The organism is Enterococcus sp. AZ077 (genome assembly GCF_051714965.1).
Classification (GTDB): domain Bacteria; phylum Bacillota; class Bacilli; order Lactobacillales; family Enterococcaceae; genus Enterococcus_B; species Enterococcus_B hirae.
In genome coordinates this window covers 2,237,891-2,253,130 of sequence record NZ_JBIOSX010000001.1, presented here as the reverse complement: position 1 = coordinate 2,253,130, position 15,240 = coordinate 2,237,891, and the positions used below count along the sequence as shown (strand labels likewise).

General features: G+C 37.6%; 10 protein-coding genes and 1 other annotated feature. Of the genes, 8 read left to right on the top strand and 2 right to left on the bottom strand.

All coding sequences use genetic code 11. From position 1 onward, the window contains the following. Positions 1-48 precede the first annotated feature (48 nt). From IGL28_RS10490 to IGL28_RS10465, 6 genes are all read left to right on the top strand, one after another. On the top strand, positions 49-2,589 hold the full coding sequence (locus IGL28_RS10490; RefSeq protein WP_128427374.1) for a hypothetical protein: 2,541 nt from the start codon (positions 49-51) through the stop codon (positions 2,587-2,589). Positions 2,590-2,750: 161 nt separating this feature from the next. Then, positions 2,751-2,991, top strand: a binding site (T-box leader). A 47-nt stretch (positions 2,992-3,038) separates the two neighbouring features. Beyond that, a complete protein-coding gene (locus tag IGL28_RS10485) occupies positions 3,039-5,684 on the top strand; it encodes a valine--tRNA ligase (protein ID WP_010718728.1) in 2,646 nt (881 codons plus the stop codon). Positions 5,685-5,899: 215 nt separating this feature from the next. Next, entirely contained in the window at positions 5,900-7,213 is a 1,314-nt protein-coding gene (locus tag IGL28_RS10480; protein ID WP_081128170.1) for a bifunctional folylpolyglutamate synthase/dihydrofolate synthase, read from the top strand. After that, positions 7,203-7,859, top strand: a complete 657-nt coding sequence (locus IGL28_RS10475; protein ID WP_081128168.1) for an HAD family hydrolase — start codon at positions 7,203-7,205, stop codon at positions 7,857-7,859. Before IGL28_RS10480 ends, IGL28_RS10475 begins: the two co-directional genes overlap by 11 nt. 57 nt (positions 7,860-7,916) lie before the next feature. Continuing rightward, positions 7,917-8,609 (top strand): RadC family protein, encoded by a 693-nt coding sequence (gene radC / locus IGL28_RS10470; protein ID WP_081128166.1) that lies wholly within the window; start codon positions 7,917-7,919, stop codon positions 8,607-8,609. Between the two features lie 163 nt (positions 8,610-8,772). Next, positions 8,773-8,973, top strand: coding sequence for a cold-shock protein (locus tag IGL28_RS10465; RefSeq protein ID WP_010718724.1), 201 nt, complete (start codon positions 8,773-8,775; stop codon positions 8,971-8,973). A gap of 165 nt (positions 8,974-9,138) precedes the next feature. Here the strand turns inward: IGL28_RS10465 and rnjA are convergent, their stop codons facing one another. Both rnjA and IGL28_RS10455 read right to left on the bottom strand, forming a co-directional pair. After that, positions 9,139-10,821 carry a ribonuclease J1 gene (gene rnjA, locus IGL28_RS10460; protein ID WP_010718723.1) on the bottom strand — a complete coding sequence of 561 codons (1,683 nt, stop codon included), beginning with the start codon at positions 10,819-10,821 and terminating at the stop codon, positions 9,139-9,141. A 1-nt stretch (position 10,822) separates the two neighbouring features. Beyond that, the gene (locus IGL28_RS10455; protein ID WP_010718722.1) at positions 10,823-11,035 is read right to left on the bottom strand and encodes a DNA-directed RNA polymerase subunit epsilon; all 213 of its coding nucleotides are present in this window, start codon (positions 11,033-11,035) and stop codon (positions 10,823-10,825) included. Positions 11,036-11,424: 389 nt separating this feature from the next. Here IGL28_RS10455 and efrA point away from each other — a divergent pair, with 389 nt between their 5' ends. Then, the gene (gene efrA, locus IGL28_RS10450) at positions 11,425-13,155 is read left to right on the top strand and encodes a multidrug efflux ABC transporter subunit EfrA (protein ID WP_010738063.1); all 1,731 of its coding nucleotides are present in this window, start codon (positions 11,425-11,427) and stop codon (positions 13,153-13,155) included. Continuing rightward, positions 13,152-14,918: a multidrug efflux ABC transporter subunit EfrB gene (gene efrB / locus IGL28_RS10445; protein ID WP_010718720.1), complete on the top strand. Its 1,767-nt coding sequence runs from the start codon at positions 13,152-13,154 to the stop codon at positions 14,916-14,918. Before efrA ends, efrB begins: the two co-directional genes overlap by 4 nt. Positions 14,919-15,240 lie beyond the last annotated feature (322 nt).

The following is a 15,240-nucleotide window of genomic DNA, read 5'->3' as shown; positions in this document are numbered from 1 at the left end:
ATTGACATAATTACAGAAAAAAGACTTCTTGAGCAAGAGCTCGTTTATTTGATTGCTAAAGAAGTAACCCCAGAGTTGGCGGTAAAGTATGATGAAATATTAAGAGGAAAAGAACAAGGAACTGTTGAGTTGATGACACAAATTCATGTTGAGGCTCAGTCCACATTAGTAAAAGAGTCTGTTAGGCAACATGTCAATACTTCCTTCAAAGAAACGGACCGTTTAGAATTTTATAAAAAAAGTATCATCGAAAAACTAAAAAAAGAAAATCGATCAGATTTAGGGGATCAATTAGAAAATTTATTGAATAGTGGGGCAAAAATAGACCGATTTGATAGATTCTATAGATTATTGAATTCCCCAGAGTCAAAAAAACAGTTATCTTATTTAGGGCGACTTGTTTTTGGTGAAAATCAATGGCACAAATTTGAAACAGTTCAGGCATTTAAAGAAGAATTAAAGGAGACAGAAGCAAAAAAAAATAGTTCCTTATCGGAAATGATGAAAAAAGATCTGAGTGAAATCGAAAATCAGCGACTCATGAATGGACTTCGATCAATCGATAATAAACTGGCGAACAATGACTATCTCAAGCAATTAAAACCCGAGCAGATCGCAACGATTATGCTTCAGTTAAAAGTTAATTACCCAAACTGGACGGAAAAAAACTTTGAACAAGTCAATAATCAATTAAGCACTTATTTAAATGAAGAGGATAAGATTCAAACAAACAAAATTTTGAATGAAAAAGAACTGATCCTAAAAATATCCGCAATAAGCATGGAAATGGGAGAAAAAGTACAAACTATAATACATCCTCCTACTGATAAAATAAAAGATCTTGATATAATGGGTGAAGTTAGAAAAGATTTAGAAAAACAAAAAGTAGATTACCTTTTTCCTAAAATACTGGAAACGATTAATCATACACTAAGTGAAGAAGGAATCGATTGTTCGAATCGTTCGGATAGAGAAAAAGCATTAAATCTATTACAATATTATCAGACAAAAAAAGAACTACTTCCAAAAATCGAAGAAGCACTCCAGCAAAAAAAGGTGGGAGAGACTATATCAACAGTCATTTATTCTGTAATGAGTAGAGAATGGGGAAATTCAAGTGATGTAACTGATTTTAAAAAAAGGTTTGGGGATGACGGAGAAGGATTATTAAAGGAAATCAAGGACTCCTCAAAAGCCGAGGGCTTTCTCCAACCAATAAAAAAAGAACTTTCCTCGAGTAATATCGATTTTACTGAATCGGATGTCATCAATTGGACGAAAAAATGTTTATCGATGGATGAAGAAAAGCGAAAAAGAAAAACGCAAGTTGTCATAAATAAGATTGAGAATATTTTATTGAAGGAAACAGATAAAGAAAAAGCCAGATCTAGCAGTGTGAATAAATGGTTTCTCATAGATTTAAATAATAAAAAAGAAGAAATAAAACAAGCAATGAAATATAGTGTGATTGAGGTGTGCAAATATAGAAATACTCAACTCAGTATAGAAGAACAATTTTCAAATATCCTTTATCAAGAAAAAGGCATACAACATTTTATACATACATATCCTAAATTAAAAAGTATCATTGACGAGTGTACCAAACAGATTTCCTTAGCTTCTGTTAACCTTAAAAAATTGGGTTGTAACGATGTTAAGAGAAACAATAATACAAGTTTTAATAACATTCATAAGTTAATGTTGCCATTCGACAAAGAGTGGTGGGCAAAGGAAGCGGATCAATTGAAACAGCTTATAACGACACAGGTAAGTAATAAAAATCCATTGGTGTCTGATGTGAATCAACAAGTTGTAGAATTATATGATGCAGATAACGATTGTTGTACACGGATTGTTTGGTCTTTTTTAGTAATTTCATCGGGAGAACAGAAAAAATCAAATTATAGAGCCATAGCAGAAAATCTTTATTACGAACCAGACCATTATCAAACTCGACAAAAGGTAAAATGTCTAATTGCTAGTTGCGAGAATTTATACTTACATATGCAAGAAACAGAGCAATCAAAAGAAATAAGCGTATTTGTTCAACCAACTCCAATGCCTCAGGGAACAAGTAATCAGTCTCTAATAAGTAATTCAGTAAAGGAACCAGAGAGAAAAAAGGAGCAACCTAAAGAAAAGTCTGAAGGTATTGAACCAACATTAACACCTCTCGGAATCAGTAATCACTCTCTAACAGATAAACAAACCAAAACACCCCTTGTAATAAAAAATCAAACATTCAAGGAGCAAATGAATCAGTCTACAAATGTGGCTGATAGTCTAAATCAAGAGAAGTCCGCTGGTATTCAACCAACACCAATTCCCAAGGAAATCAGGGATCTCTCTCTATCAAATAAATCACCTCAAACGACTTATAGTCTCTCTCTGACAAGTGAATCAACCCAAACGGCTAATAGTCTCTCTTTGACAAGTAATAAATCAACTCAAACGCTCAATAGTCACCCTGTAATAAAAATTCAAACACTAGAGGAGCGAATGAATCAGTCTACAAATAAGGCTAATAATCTAAATGAGATGAAGGAAGCAGGAAAAAATCAGTCTTCTGTAAGAGAGTTAAAAAATTAATTTGAACAGTCACGTTCTAAATAAGCAAACATTGTCACTACTGCTTATTGTTTAGTCAATTATTTATAATAGGCGAATCATAAGCCTGAAGAGGTACTATTTAGGGAAATACGATTCTTACCGTCTTTTATTGACTTTAAAATTGAACCATTGTAAAATGAGGCATAACGTTGATCAAGAGGAGTAACTAGTTACAGCCTTTTAGAGAGAGAACGAGATGGTGGGACGTTCTTAGGAGAGACTAGTGAAGGTAGCTTGGGAGTTTTTATCTTGAACCCTTTATCGTGTACAGCAAACCGATAAAACCTAGAGATAAACGAGTCGTGATCGTTAACTCACATGAGAGGTAGTAGGAAACTGCTACAAATTAGGTGGTACCGCGTAAATCAATACGTCCTAAAATACGAAAGTATTTTAGGACTTTTTTTATTTTTAAGGAGGACATCAGTATGACGGAAGAAAAAAATCTATCAACAAAATACAATCCGCAAGAAGTTGAAGCTGGCCGTTATGAAAAATGGTTGGAACAAGATTTGTTCAAACCAAGTGGCGATCAGAAAGCAAAACCCTATTCAATCGTAATCCCCCCACCAAATGTTACAGGAAAACTTCACTTAGGACATGCCTGGGATACGACTTTACAAGACATGCTGATTCGTCAAAAACGGATGCAAGGCTTTGATACCTTGTGGTTACCTGGAATGGACCATGCAGGGATCGCTACACAGGCAAAAGTAGAAGAAAAGCTTCGTCAACAAGGAATTTCGCGTTATGACTTAGGACGTGAAAAATTTGTGGATCAAGTATGGGAATGGAAAGAAGAGTATGCAAGCCATATCCGTGAACAATGGGCAAAAATGGGCTTATCTCTCGATTATAGTCGTGAACGTTTTACACTAGACGATGGCTTGTCAGAAGCTGTTCGTAAAGTATTCGTGACACTTTATGAAAAAGGCTTGATTTATCGTGGTGAATACATTATTAACTGGGACCCACAAGCACGCACTGCTTTATCGGATATCGAAGTGATCCACAAAGAGATTGAAGGTGCTTTCTACCACATGAGCTATGAACTGGCTGATGGTTCGGGTGTAGTGGAAATTGCAACGACTCGTCCAGAAACTATGCTAGGTGACACAGCGATTGCTGTACACCCAGAAGACGAGCGTTATCAAGCGTTGATCGGCAAAAAAGTAATTTTACCATTAGTAAATAAAGAAATTCCGATTATTGCAGATACGTATGTTGATATGGAATTTGGAACAGGCGTAGTGAAAATTACACCTGCGCATGATCCAAATGACTTTGAGGTAGGTAACCGTCATGATCTACCACGTGTAAATGTGATGAACGAAAATGGAACGATGAATGACTTAGCTGGAAAATATGCAGGCATGGATCGTTTCGAAGCACGTAAAGCGATTGTCTCTGATTTGAAGGAAATCGGACGATTGATCAAAATTGAAAAAATGATCCATAATGTTGGGCATTCAGAACGTACGGGAGTAGTCATTGAACCACGCTTGTCCACACAATGGTTTGTTAAAATGGCTCCATTAGCTGAGAAAGCAATGAAAAATCAAGAGACTGATGATGCAGTTGAATTTTTCCCACCACGTTTTAATCAAACATTTTTACGTTGGATGGAAAATGTTCACGATTGGGTTATCTCTCGTCAATTGTGGTGGGGACACCAAATCCCGGCTTGGTACCATAAAGAAACGGGTGAAATGTATGTAGGGATGGAAGCTCCAGAAAATAGTGAAGAGTGGGTACAAGATCCAGATGTATTAGATACTTGGTTTAGTTCAGCATTATGGCCTTTTTCAACGATGGGATGGCCAGATGAAAATAGTGCTGATTATCAACGCTATTTCCCAACAAGCACATTAGTAACTGGCTACGACATTATCTTCTTCTGGGTTAGTCGAATGATTTTCCAAAGCTTAGAATTTACGGATCGTCGTCCGTTTGAAAATGTTTTGATTCATGGGTTGATTCGGGACGAACAAGGACGTAAGATGAGTAAATCTCTTGGAAACGGCATTGATCCAATGGAAGTGATTGAAAAATATGGCGCTGATGCCTTACGTTGGTTCTTATCAAACGGTTCAGCACCTGGTCAAGATGTCCGTTTCAGCTATGAAAAAATGGATGCAGCTTGGAATTTCATTAATAAAATTTGGAATGCTTCACGTTTTGTTATTATGAACAGTGAAGGCATGACAGTTGAAGATATTACGCTAACTGGCGAGAAAACTGTGGCAGACCGCTGGATCTTGACACGTCTAAATGAAACGATCGCTAAGGTTACTGAACTCTTTGATCATTTTGAATTTGGGGAAGCTGGGCGTCAGTTGTATAACTTTATTTGGGATGATTTTTGTGACTGGTATATCGAGATGAGTAAAGAAGTCTTGTATGGTGATGATGCTGTCTCAAAACAAACAACACAAAGTATTTTGGTGCATACGTTAGATCAAATTTTGCGTCTATTGCATCCAATTATGCCATTTGTTACTGAAGAAATTTGGCAACACATCCCACATCAAGGTACTTCTTTAGTAGTTGCTGATTATCCGGTGGTTCATCCGGAATTTAATGATGAAACAGCTTCAAAAGGGATGGAAGTACTCAAAGAACTAATTCGTTCCGTACGTAACATTCGTTCTGAAGTGAATACACCATTATCAAAACCAATTACATTAATGATTAAGATCAATGATCCGAAAATCGGTCAATTCTTAACAGAAAATACCAGCTATATCGAGCGTTTCTGTAATCCAGAAGAGCTAACGATCTCAAGTGAAATCGTTGCGCCTGATCTAGCAATGTCAGCTGTATTGACAGGGGCAGAAATTTTCTTACCATTAGCAGGTTTGATCAATATCGAAGAAGAAATCAAACGGTTAGAAAAAGAACTAGCGAAATGGACAGATGAAGTGAAACGAGTACAAGGAAAATTAGGCAATGAACGCTTTGTTGCCAATGCGCCAGCAGAAGTGGTTGAAGCAGAGCGGGCAAAAGAAAAAGATTATTTGGACAAACAAGCAGCAGTTACAGAAAGAATCCGCAGCTTAAGAACAATCCAGTAATCTGACATTCGAACAATCGTACAAATGCAAAAGAGAGCGGAAAGTAGTTGAAAAACATTTCCGCTCTTTTTTTAAGTAAAAAGCAAGACGTCAGCACAAATAAGTAGAATCAGAATGGGCTATTCAGTATTTCTTCTTCTTTTACATACACTACGTTTTTTCCTGTGTTTCCGCTTGCTTTTTGCTATAATAAATATGGAATGGGGGAAACGTTGATGAAAATAGAAGAAGCAATCGCCTGGATCCATAGCCGCTTGCCATTTGGCTCTCGTCCGGGACTAGATCGAGTGGAGGCATTATTAGAGATAGTCGGGCATCCAGAAAAACAGGTGAAAACGATCCATATCGCAGGAACCAACGGAAAAGGTTCGACGGTTACGTATCTGAGATGTCTACTAGAAGAAGCAGGACTGACAGTGGGGACATTTACTTCGCCGTATATTGAATCTTTTAATGAACGAATCTCGATCAATGGACAAGAAATTCCAGATCAAGACTTAATCAAGCTTGTACAAAAATACCGACCACTTGTTGAACATTTGGATCGATTTGAAGCAGTTGCCGGAATAACTGAGTTTGAAACGCTGACAGCAATGGCATTTGATTATTTTTTGTGTCAAAAAGTCGACGTTGCTATTATTGAAGTTGGGTTAGGCGGTTTACTAGACTCAACGAATGTTGCCGTACCATTACTTACAGGAATCACCACGATTGGCTTGGATCATACGGATATTTTAGGAGAAACAATTGAAGAAATCGCTGCCCAAAAAGCAGGAATAATCAAGCAAGGGGTGCCTGTCGTTACGGGAAATATCGAAGAAAGAGCTTTAGAAGTAATCAAAAAACAGGCTAGACTAAGAAATGCCCCCCTTCATATTTTTGACGAAAACTATCAAGTTACTTATCAACATCCAGCTGAGCAATGGGGAGAAGTATTTTCATTTCATAATGAGCATGGAAAAATGACCTCGCTTACGATTGGCATGATTGGACAACATCAGACAGAAAATGCTGGTATGGCAATTGAACTATACCAAGTTTACTGCAAGATGACAGGTATACCATTTAGTGAAAAAGAAATTCGTAAAGGGCTGAAAAAAGCGCACTGGCCTGGACGAATGGAAAAATTAAGTGAAGAATCTTTTGTTATTTTAGATGGCGCTCATAATACACATGCAGTCAGCCGTTTGGTTCAAAATTTGAAGAAAGAGTTCAAAGATTATCGGATCAATATTTTATTTTCTGCACTAAGTACAAAAGATGTAGAAGCAATGCTAACCCAATTAAAAGCAGTTCCTAATGCGCATTTGTATTTAACGACGTTTGAACACCCGAAAGCATTGGATTTAAGCACCGTGACTGATCTTGTAGATGAAACAGTTTCAATTGTTTCATTATGGCAATTTGGTTTAGCTGAAATATTAGAAAAAATGACCAATGAAGATGTCTTAGTGGTTACAGGTTCTCTTTACTTTATTTCTGAAGTACGAACACTATTGTTACAGTTAGGAGGAAAAAATGAATTATAAAGCTGTCATTTTTGACATGGATGGGTTACTCTTTGACACAGAAATCGTCTACTATGAAGCCTCGCAAATGGTTGCTGATCAAATGGGCTTTCCTTACGACAAAGAATTGTATTTGAAATATCTAGGTGTATCAGATGAAGAGGTTTGGGCAAATTATCATCAGATCTTTGCAAGTTTTGGGGAAAATAATGTCCAAAAATTCATTAATGATGCTTATGAAGAAACGATCAGACGGTTTTCCTTAGGTGCAGTGCAATTAAAACCAGGAGTAATCGAATTACTGGACTTTTTAGAAGAACACCGAATACCTAAAGTTGTCGCTTCTAGTAACCAACGTCATATTATTGAGCTATTATTGGAAAAGAACCAACTGACAAACTATTTTGAAACGATTGTTTCAGCAGAAAATGTCAAACGTGCTAAACCTGATCCAGAAATCTTTTTGCTTGCCCATGAATATCTAGGAACGAAAAAACAAGAAACATTGGTTCTGGAAGATTCTAAAAACGGGATACTTGCAGCAGCAAGTGCGGAGATCCCAGTGATTATGATTCCAGATTTGTTGGCTCCTTCAGAAGACTTGCAACAAAAAACGTTAGCAGTTTTATCTTCTCTACACGAAGTACCAGGATATCTAAAAAAATAAAAATAGCTCCCCCCTTTTTTCGTATCTTATTAGTGAGAAGAAGAAAGGGGGGATTTTATGGAAAAAAATTTGCTGGATGCTGTGCCAGCAACCTCACTTCCAAGGGAGCGAATGTTGCTTTACGGAGAGAAAGCACTCTCTGATCAAGAATTACTTGCTATTTTATTACGCACGGGACAGCATCCCTATAATGTCTTGGAACTAGCAGGTAATTTGTTGAAAACATTTGGTGGACTTGCACTGTTAAGACAGGCAACGCTGTCTGAGCTGGAAAAAATACGAGGAATTGGTCAGGTTAAGGCTCTTGAAATCAAAGCACTGATCGATCTAGGAAAAAGAATCCAAACACAGCATGTAGCGGTACAACCCACGATCCATGCCAGCTATGAATTAGCGCATCAATTAATCATAGAATTAAAGGATCACAAACAAGAACATTTGATTTGTATTTATTTGGATACTAAGAATCAAGTATTGTTGAAAAAAACGCTATTTATTGGTTCCCTGGATCAAACGATCGCACATCCAAGAGAAGTGTTCCATTATGCTGTTCGATATTCTGCAGCGAGAATTATTTTAGTTCATAATCATCCCTCGGGGAATGTTCTTCCATCTAAACAAGACTTGCTTTTTACTAAAAGAGTTCAAAAATGTGGGGAGATGATGGGAATCGATGTCTTAGATCATTTGATCATTGGATGCAAACAGTATTTTAGTCTGAGAGAGGAGGGATTGATGGAAGAGGAATAAATTGAATAAGTGGAAGTAGCTTTCTTGCAAAAAAAAAGAACCAAGTGTACAATTATATTGTAATTTTGTTTGGGAATAGAAGTTGAAACATCTGTTGCACCTCTATCGTACGCGAGCAATGTTACAATCAATTAAGTGCTTAGGCACGAGGAGGGTATTATTAATGGAAAACGGAACAGTTAAATGGTTCAACGCTGAAAAAGGATTTGGTTTTATTTCACGTGAAGACGGAAGCGATGTTTTTGTTCACTTTTCAGCTATCCAAGGTGACGGATTCAAAACTTTAGAAGAAGGTCAAGCAGTGACTTTTGATGTTGAAGAATCAGATCGTGGCCCACAAGCTGCTAATGTTGAAAAAGCTTAAGTAGAGCGAGTAAACTAAATAAGTGTTGTTCACCTATTTAAACATGTTAAGAGCGTAAGTGATTACGCTCTTTTTTGTTACAAAAAAACTTATAATGGACAACTGCGCCGAACTTTACCCATCTATGTAGGTAGTCGGCGCATGCAGCCATTATAAGTTTTTCATTTATTTTTCTTCATCAGGTGTCATCACCATTGGAAGGATCATTGGATGTCTTTCTGTTCGTTCAAATAAGAAAGGTTGTAAAGCGCCTGTCATGGCTTCTTTCAGTTTATGTTCAGAGCAATCAGGAGCATTTAACACTTCACGCAATGCATGGAAAAGGATGCGTTGCGCCTCATTGATCATCTCACCTGATTCACGCATATAAACAAAGCCACGTGATAAAATATCAGGTCCCGCTAAAATTTCTTTCTTTTTGATGTCGACAGTAGCAACTGCCAGAACTAGTCCTTCTTCAGATAACAAATGACGGTCTCTCAAAACAACATTTCCAATGTCACCGATCCCGCTACCGTCGATATAGACGTCACCGGCAATAAAATGTCCGGCTGGACGAGCGGTTTCGCTAGTCAAAGCCAACACATCTCCATTTTCCATAATAAAGCAATTTTCAGCCGGTACACCAGTATCTTGAGCAAGGGAAGCATGGATCTTCAACATTCTGAATTCTCCGTGGACTGGAACAAAGTATTTAGGCTTCATCAAACGAAGCATCAGCTTTTGTTCTTCTTGACCACCGTGTCCAGAAGTATGGATATTGTTGATTTTCCCATGAATGACTTCTGCACCAGCTTCAGATAATAAATTGATCAAATGGTTGACGCTGGTAGTATTCCCAGGAATTGGTGAGCTTGAGAAAATGACGGTATCATCTGGTTGGATCTGGATTTGGCGATGGGTACCATTAGCAATACGACTTAAAGCAGCCATCGGTTCACCTTGAGAACCAGTACATAAGATCATCGTTTCATTCGCAGGTAATCGATTGATTTCATGTGCATCAACGAAGGTTCCTTCTGGGACTTTGATATAGCCTAAACGTTGGCCGTTAACGATCGCATTTTCCATACTGCGTCCAAAAACAGCAATTTTTCTGCCGGTAGCAACCGCTGCATCTGCTGCTTGTTGTAGACGGAAGATGTTTGAAGCGAAGCTGGCAAAAATGATCCGACCTTCGATTTTCTCAAAAATCTTTAGGATCGAAAGACCAATCGTTTTTTCTGATTTTGTAAATGTTGGGATCTCAGCATTTGTACTGTCTGATAGCAAGCAGAGTACGCCTTCTTCACCGATCCGTGCCATTTTGTGCAGGTTAGCAGGTTCACCGACTGGGGTGAAATCAAATTTAAAGTCACCTGTTGCAACGATATTACCAGAAGGTGTTTTTACAACGACACCCAACGCATCAGGGATACTATGGGTTGTTCTAAAAAAGCTGACCGATGTTTTTCTGAAACGAATCACGGTATCTTCATTGATTTCATGCAATTGTGCATCTCTAAGCAAGCCATGTTCATCCAACTTATTGGTAATCAGTGCAAGCGCTAATGGCCCAGCATAAATAGGGATATTCGCTTGTTTCAACAAATAAGGAATGCCACCGATATGGTCTTCGTGTCCATGCGTGATCACCAGTGCTTTCACTTTGTGTATATTTTGAACGATATAGTTGTAGTCAGGAATTACGTAGTCAATCCCAAGCAGATCATCTTCTGGAAACTTGATTCCAGCATCAATGATGATAATCTCATCTTGGAATTGTACCCCATACGTGTTTTTCCCGATTTCACCTAATCCACCAATAGCAAAGACGCCTGTCTCATTATTTTTGATGGAAAGTTTCATTTTAAAACTCCACTAATGTGAATTCAGCATTTTCTTTTTCGTATTCTAGATGACTGCCTTCTAGAAGTTGAACGAATTCAATGTTGTATGGGGTATTTTCTTCCACTTGTTGACGTGCGTCAACATCACTATTTGCTTCAATGTAAAGTGATTTTGTTTCTTCCCGTTTAGGATTACGGATTTTTGATTCTTGATAATATACTTTGTAAATCATGTTTATGTCTCCTTTATCTGCATGTCGCAGTAATTTAGCTAGTTGATTTTTTTTAGACAACACAAAACGAGGGGTCAAGCCACCTGTTTTTTGATATGCTTTGATTAAAATGAGCGATTCTAATCAAAGAGACAAGCCTCGTTTTGCTTCTCTGTTCGGAAATTTTTTCAACCGTACCTTCTGTATGAATTCATACAATAGTTAATTGCTATTTTAGCATAAAAAAGTGGATAAGTATAGAAATCAACAAGGTGGAAAGGAAAAATGTTTTTTATCATTTAAATGTAATAAAAAAAATTTTTGATGAGAGAGGTGTTCTATATACTGTAGGAGTGTGCTATTATTTTTATTAATAGCTAAATTTATTCTAATTAAAAGGAGATGAGAGTTTGAAGTTGATGTGGCACTATACCATGCGCTATAAGAAATATTTGTTATTAAATTTCATCTGCGTATTTGGTTTTATTTTAATTGAGTTAGGCTTACCAACGATTTTAGCTCGTATGATTGATGTCGGGATTCGTAACAACGATTTTGGTTATGTAAAACAACAAGGGATCTTGATGGTCGTGATTACTGTGGTTGGGATCATTATGAATATTCTATTAGGCTATTTTGGTTCACGGATCACGACGAACATCGTTGCGGATATTCGTGATGATCTATTCAAGAAAATCCAGAGTTATTCTCACCAAGAATATGAAACATTAGGGGTTGCTTCGTTGATCACGCGTACGACGAACGACGCTTATCAAATTATGCTGTTCTTACAAAATATCTTACGGATCGGATTTATGACACCGATGATGTTTGTTGTCAGTCTTTATATGGTTATGCGGACCAGTGTTTCATTGAGTTATTATGTGATCGGAGCGCTACCGTTTTTACTACTTTCAGTGGTTGCGATTGCGAAATTTTCTGAACCGTTATCAAAAAAACAACAGAAAAATTTGGATAAGATTAATAGTATTTTACGTGAAAATCTTTCAGGATTACGTGTTATCCGGGCATTCGTTAATGAAAAATTTGAAGAAAAACGATTTGCGAAAGTTAATGATAACTATACAAAAAGCTCGAAAAGCTTGTTTCGTTTAATGGCTGTTGCACAGCCTGGATTCTACTTCCTGTTTAACATTGTAATGGTCTTGATTATTTGGAGCGGAGCGGTTCAAATCGATGCTGGTTCACTTCAAGTGGGGGATCTGATTGCATTTATTGAATATATTTTCCATGCATTATTCTCCTTCATGCTGTTTGCAAGTGTCTTTATGATGTATCCACGGGCAGCTGTTTCAGCAGGGCGTATCCAAGAAGCATTAGATGCCTCACCGTCGATCAAAGAAGATCCAAATGGTGTATCTGAAACAAAAACCAAAGGATATATTGAGTTTAAGAATGTGACATTTGCTTACCCTGGACATTCACAAGAACCCGTGATCCGTAATGTGAGTTTTACTGCTTCGCCAGGAGAGACAGTTGCATTCATCGGTAGTACAGGTAGCGGGAAGTCAACGTTGATTCAATTGATTCCTCGATTTTACGATGTAAGTGATGGGGAAATCCTTATTGATGGCGTAGATGTCAGGGACTATCGCTTGAGTAAATTAAGAGATAAAATTGGCTTTATTCCTCAAAAAGCATTGTTATTTACTGGGACGATCGCAGATAATTTAAGATATGGAAAAGAAGATGCTACGCAAGAGGAGATGGAGCGAGCAGCTGAAATCGCACAAGCAACGGACTTCATTTCGAAGAAAACGGATGGGTATGATGAACTTCTTTCCGAAGGTGGAGCTAATTTCTCTGGAGGACAAAAGCAGCGTTTAGCGATTGCCAGAGCTATTATTCGACGTCCGGAAATCTATATTTTTGATGACAGCTTCTCGGCACTTGATTATCAAACGGATGCAAAACTTCGGGCTCGCTTGAAAAAAGAAACGACCGAATCAACGGTGTTAATCGTGGCGCAGCGAGTGGGTACGATCATGCATGCTGATAAAATCATCGTCTTGAATGAGGGAGAAGTCGTAGGTATCGGGACACACCGTGAATTATTAGAAAACTGTCCAATCTATTATGATATCGCAGCTTCGCAATTATCGAAGGAGGAATTAGCATGAAACAAACATTATCTTCCTTAAAACGATTAGCTCGATACATCAAACCTTATCAGTTAACATTTTTCTTTGTGCTGTTGTTTACTGTTTTGACGGTGATTTTCAACGTTGCTTTACCCTACGTTGTCGGATTGCCAACTACTGAGATCAGTCACAATATTGCAAACAACGAAGCGATTAATTTTTCTTATATTTTCAATTGTTTGATTTGGATCACGATCGTGGGCGTTGGTTATTGTGTTTCGCAATTACTTTCAGGTGTTTTGATGACGAATGTCGTGCAAAGTGCAATGCAAGATTTGCGAAGAGATATTGAAGAAAAAATCAATCGATTGCCTGTTTCTTATTTTGATAAAAATCAACAAGGAAATATCTTATCTCGGGTGACGAATGACGTAGACGCAGTCAGTGGAGCGTTACAGCAAGCGTTTATCGGTGTGGTGAATGCTATTTTAGGGATCACACTGGCAGCAGCGATGATGTTTTATATCCAGCCATTGATGGCGTTGATCTCGATGATCATGATTCCTGCATCTATCTGGATTTCAAAACGTGTGATCAATGCTTCGCAAAAATATTTCCAAGAAATGCAAAATTCGTTAGGGGATTTAAATGGTTATGTCCAAGAAAATATGACTGGTTTTAGTGTGTTAAAAGTTTATGGACGTGAGCAAAAAACGTTTGAAGGATTCAAACAAGTCAATCATCGATTGAAACATTATGGATTTAGAGCAGCCTTTATATCTGGATTGATGATGCCCTTAGTTCAGTTGACCGCATATGCTACTTATATCGGTATGGCTGTATTGGGAAGTTTTTACGTCATTACGGGTGTCATCGTTGTGGGGCAATTACAAGCATTTATCCAATATATTTGGCAAATCAGCCAGCCAATGGGGAATATCACACAGTTATCTTCTGTATTGCAAAGTGCATCTGCGGCTACCAGACGTGTCTTTGAGATTTTAGATGAACCAGAAGAAAAAGAAAATAAAGTGGATGTCACTTTACCAGAAACAGTAGCAGGAAATGTTTCATTTGAACATGTTGATTTTGCTTATGACCCTAAAAAACCGTTGATTCAAGATTTGAACTTTGAAGTAAAAGCTGGTCAAACAGTTGCGGTAGTAGGGCCAACCGGTGCAGGGAAAACCACTCTGATTAATTTATTGATGCGTTTTTATGATGTGAGTCATGGGGCAATAAAAATCGATGGTATTGATACTAAAACGATGAGTCGTAGTGATGTCCGCTCATTATTTGGTATGGTTCTTCAAGATGCTTGGCTCTATGAAGGGACAATCGCTGATAATATTCGTTTTGGTAAATTAGATGCGACGGATTATGAAGTCGTTGACGCAGCAAAAACAGCTAACGTTGATCATTTTATTCGGACAATGCCTGATGGGTACGAAATGGAAATCAACGCTGAAGGTGACAATGTTTCGTTAGGGCAAAAGCAATTATTGACTATTGCCAGAGCCGTGGTTTCTGATCCTAAAATCTTGATACTTGATGAAGCTACTAGTTCTGTCGATACTCGTTTAGAAGCATTGATCCAAAAAGCAATGGATCGTGTAATGGAAGGAAGAACAAGTTTTGTTATTGCTCATCGCCTTTCAACGATTCGTGATGCGGATTTGATCTTAGTGATGGATCAAGGACAAATTATCGAAAAAGGAACGCATGAAGGGCTGTTAGCTCAAGGCGGATTCTATGAAAAACTGTACAATAGCCAATTTGCTGAAGATGTTGCTGATGCTTGATACCGATTAAACCAAGAGGTTGTGAAAGAAGCGAACAGCTCCGATGACAATAAGAAAGAATTTTAGAATAGAGAGACTGAGGAAAAACTTTCCTTAGTCTCTTTTAGTATCTCTAAAAATCGAATAAACAGTGAGACAAAAGTAGCATCAGAAGCACCAAGTAGGTAACAATCAACAGCAAAAAACGAGTGTTTATGCTTCTTGTCAATTTTCGGAAATCCCTTCTTATTTCTTGATGCGAAACATTTTTGTCTCACCTCTTTTTTTATTTGTTGGACTACTATACAAAATAAAAATAATAGGATCTGAGCGTTACGATAAT

What these genes read in the sequence shown, in the direction of transcription:
- IGL28_RS10485 (WP_010718728.1), top strand. Translation starts at nt 3,039, where the DNA reads ATGACGGAAGAAAAAAATCTATCAACAAAATACAATCCGCAAGAAGTT.
- IGL28_RS10480 (WP_081128170.1), top strand. Translation starts at nt 5,900, where the DNA reads ATGAAAATAGAAGAAGCAATCGCCTGGATCCATAGCCGCTTGCCATTT.
- IGL28_RS10475 (WP_081128168.1), top strand. Translation starts at nt 7,203, where the DNA reads ATGAATTATAAAGCTGTCATTTTTGACATGGATGGGTTACTCTTTGAC.
- radC (WP_081128166.1), top strand. Translation starts at nt 7,917, where the DNA reads ATGGAAAAAAATTTGCTGGATGCTGTGCCAGCAACCTCACTTCCAAGG.
- IGL28_RS10465 (WP_010718724.1), top strand. Translation starts at nt 8,773, where the DNA reads ATGGAAAACGGAACAGTTAAATGGTTCAACGCTGAAAAAGGATTTGGT.
- rnjA (WP_010718723.1), bottom strand. Translation starts at nt 10,821, where the DNA reads ATGAAACTTTCCATCAAAAATAATGAGACAGGCGTCTTTGCTATTGGT.
- IGL28_RS10455 (WP_010718722.1), bottom strand. Translation starts at nt 11,035, where the DNA reads ATGATTTACAAAGTATATTATCAAGAATCAAAAATCCGTAATCCTAAA.
- efrB (WP_010718720.1), top strand. Translation starts at nt 13,152, where the DNA reads ATGAAACAAACATTATCTTCCTTAAAACGATTAGCTCGATACATCAAA.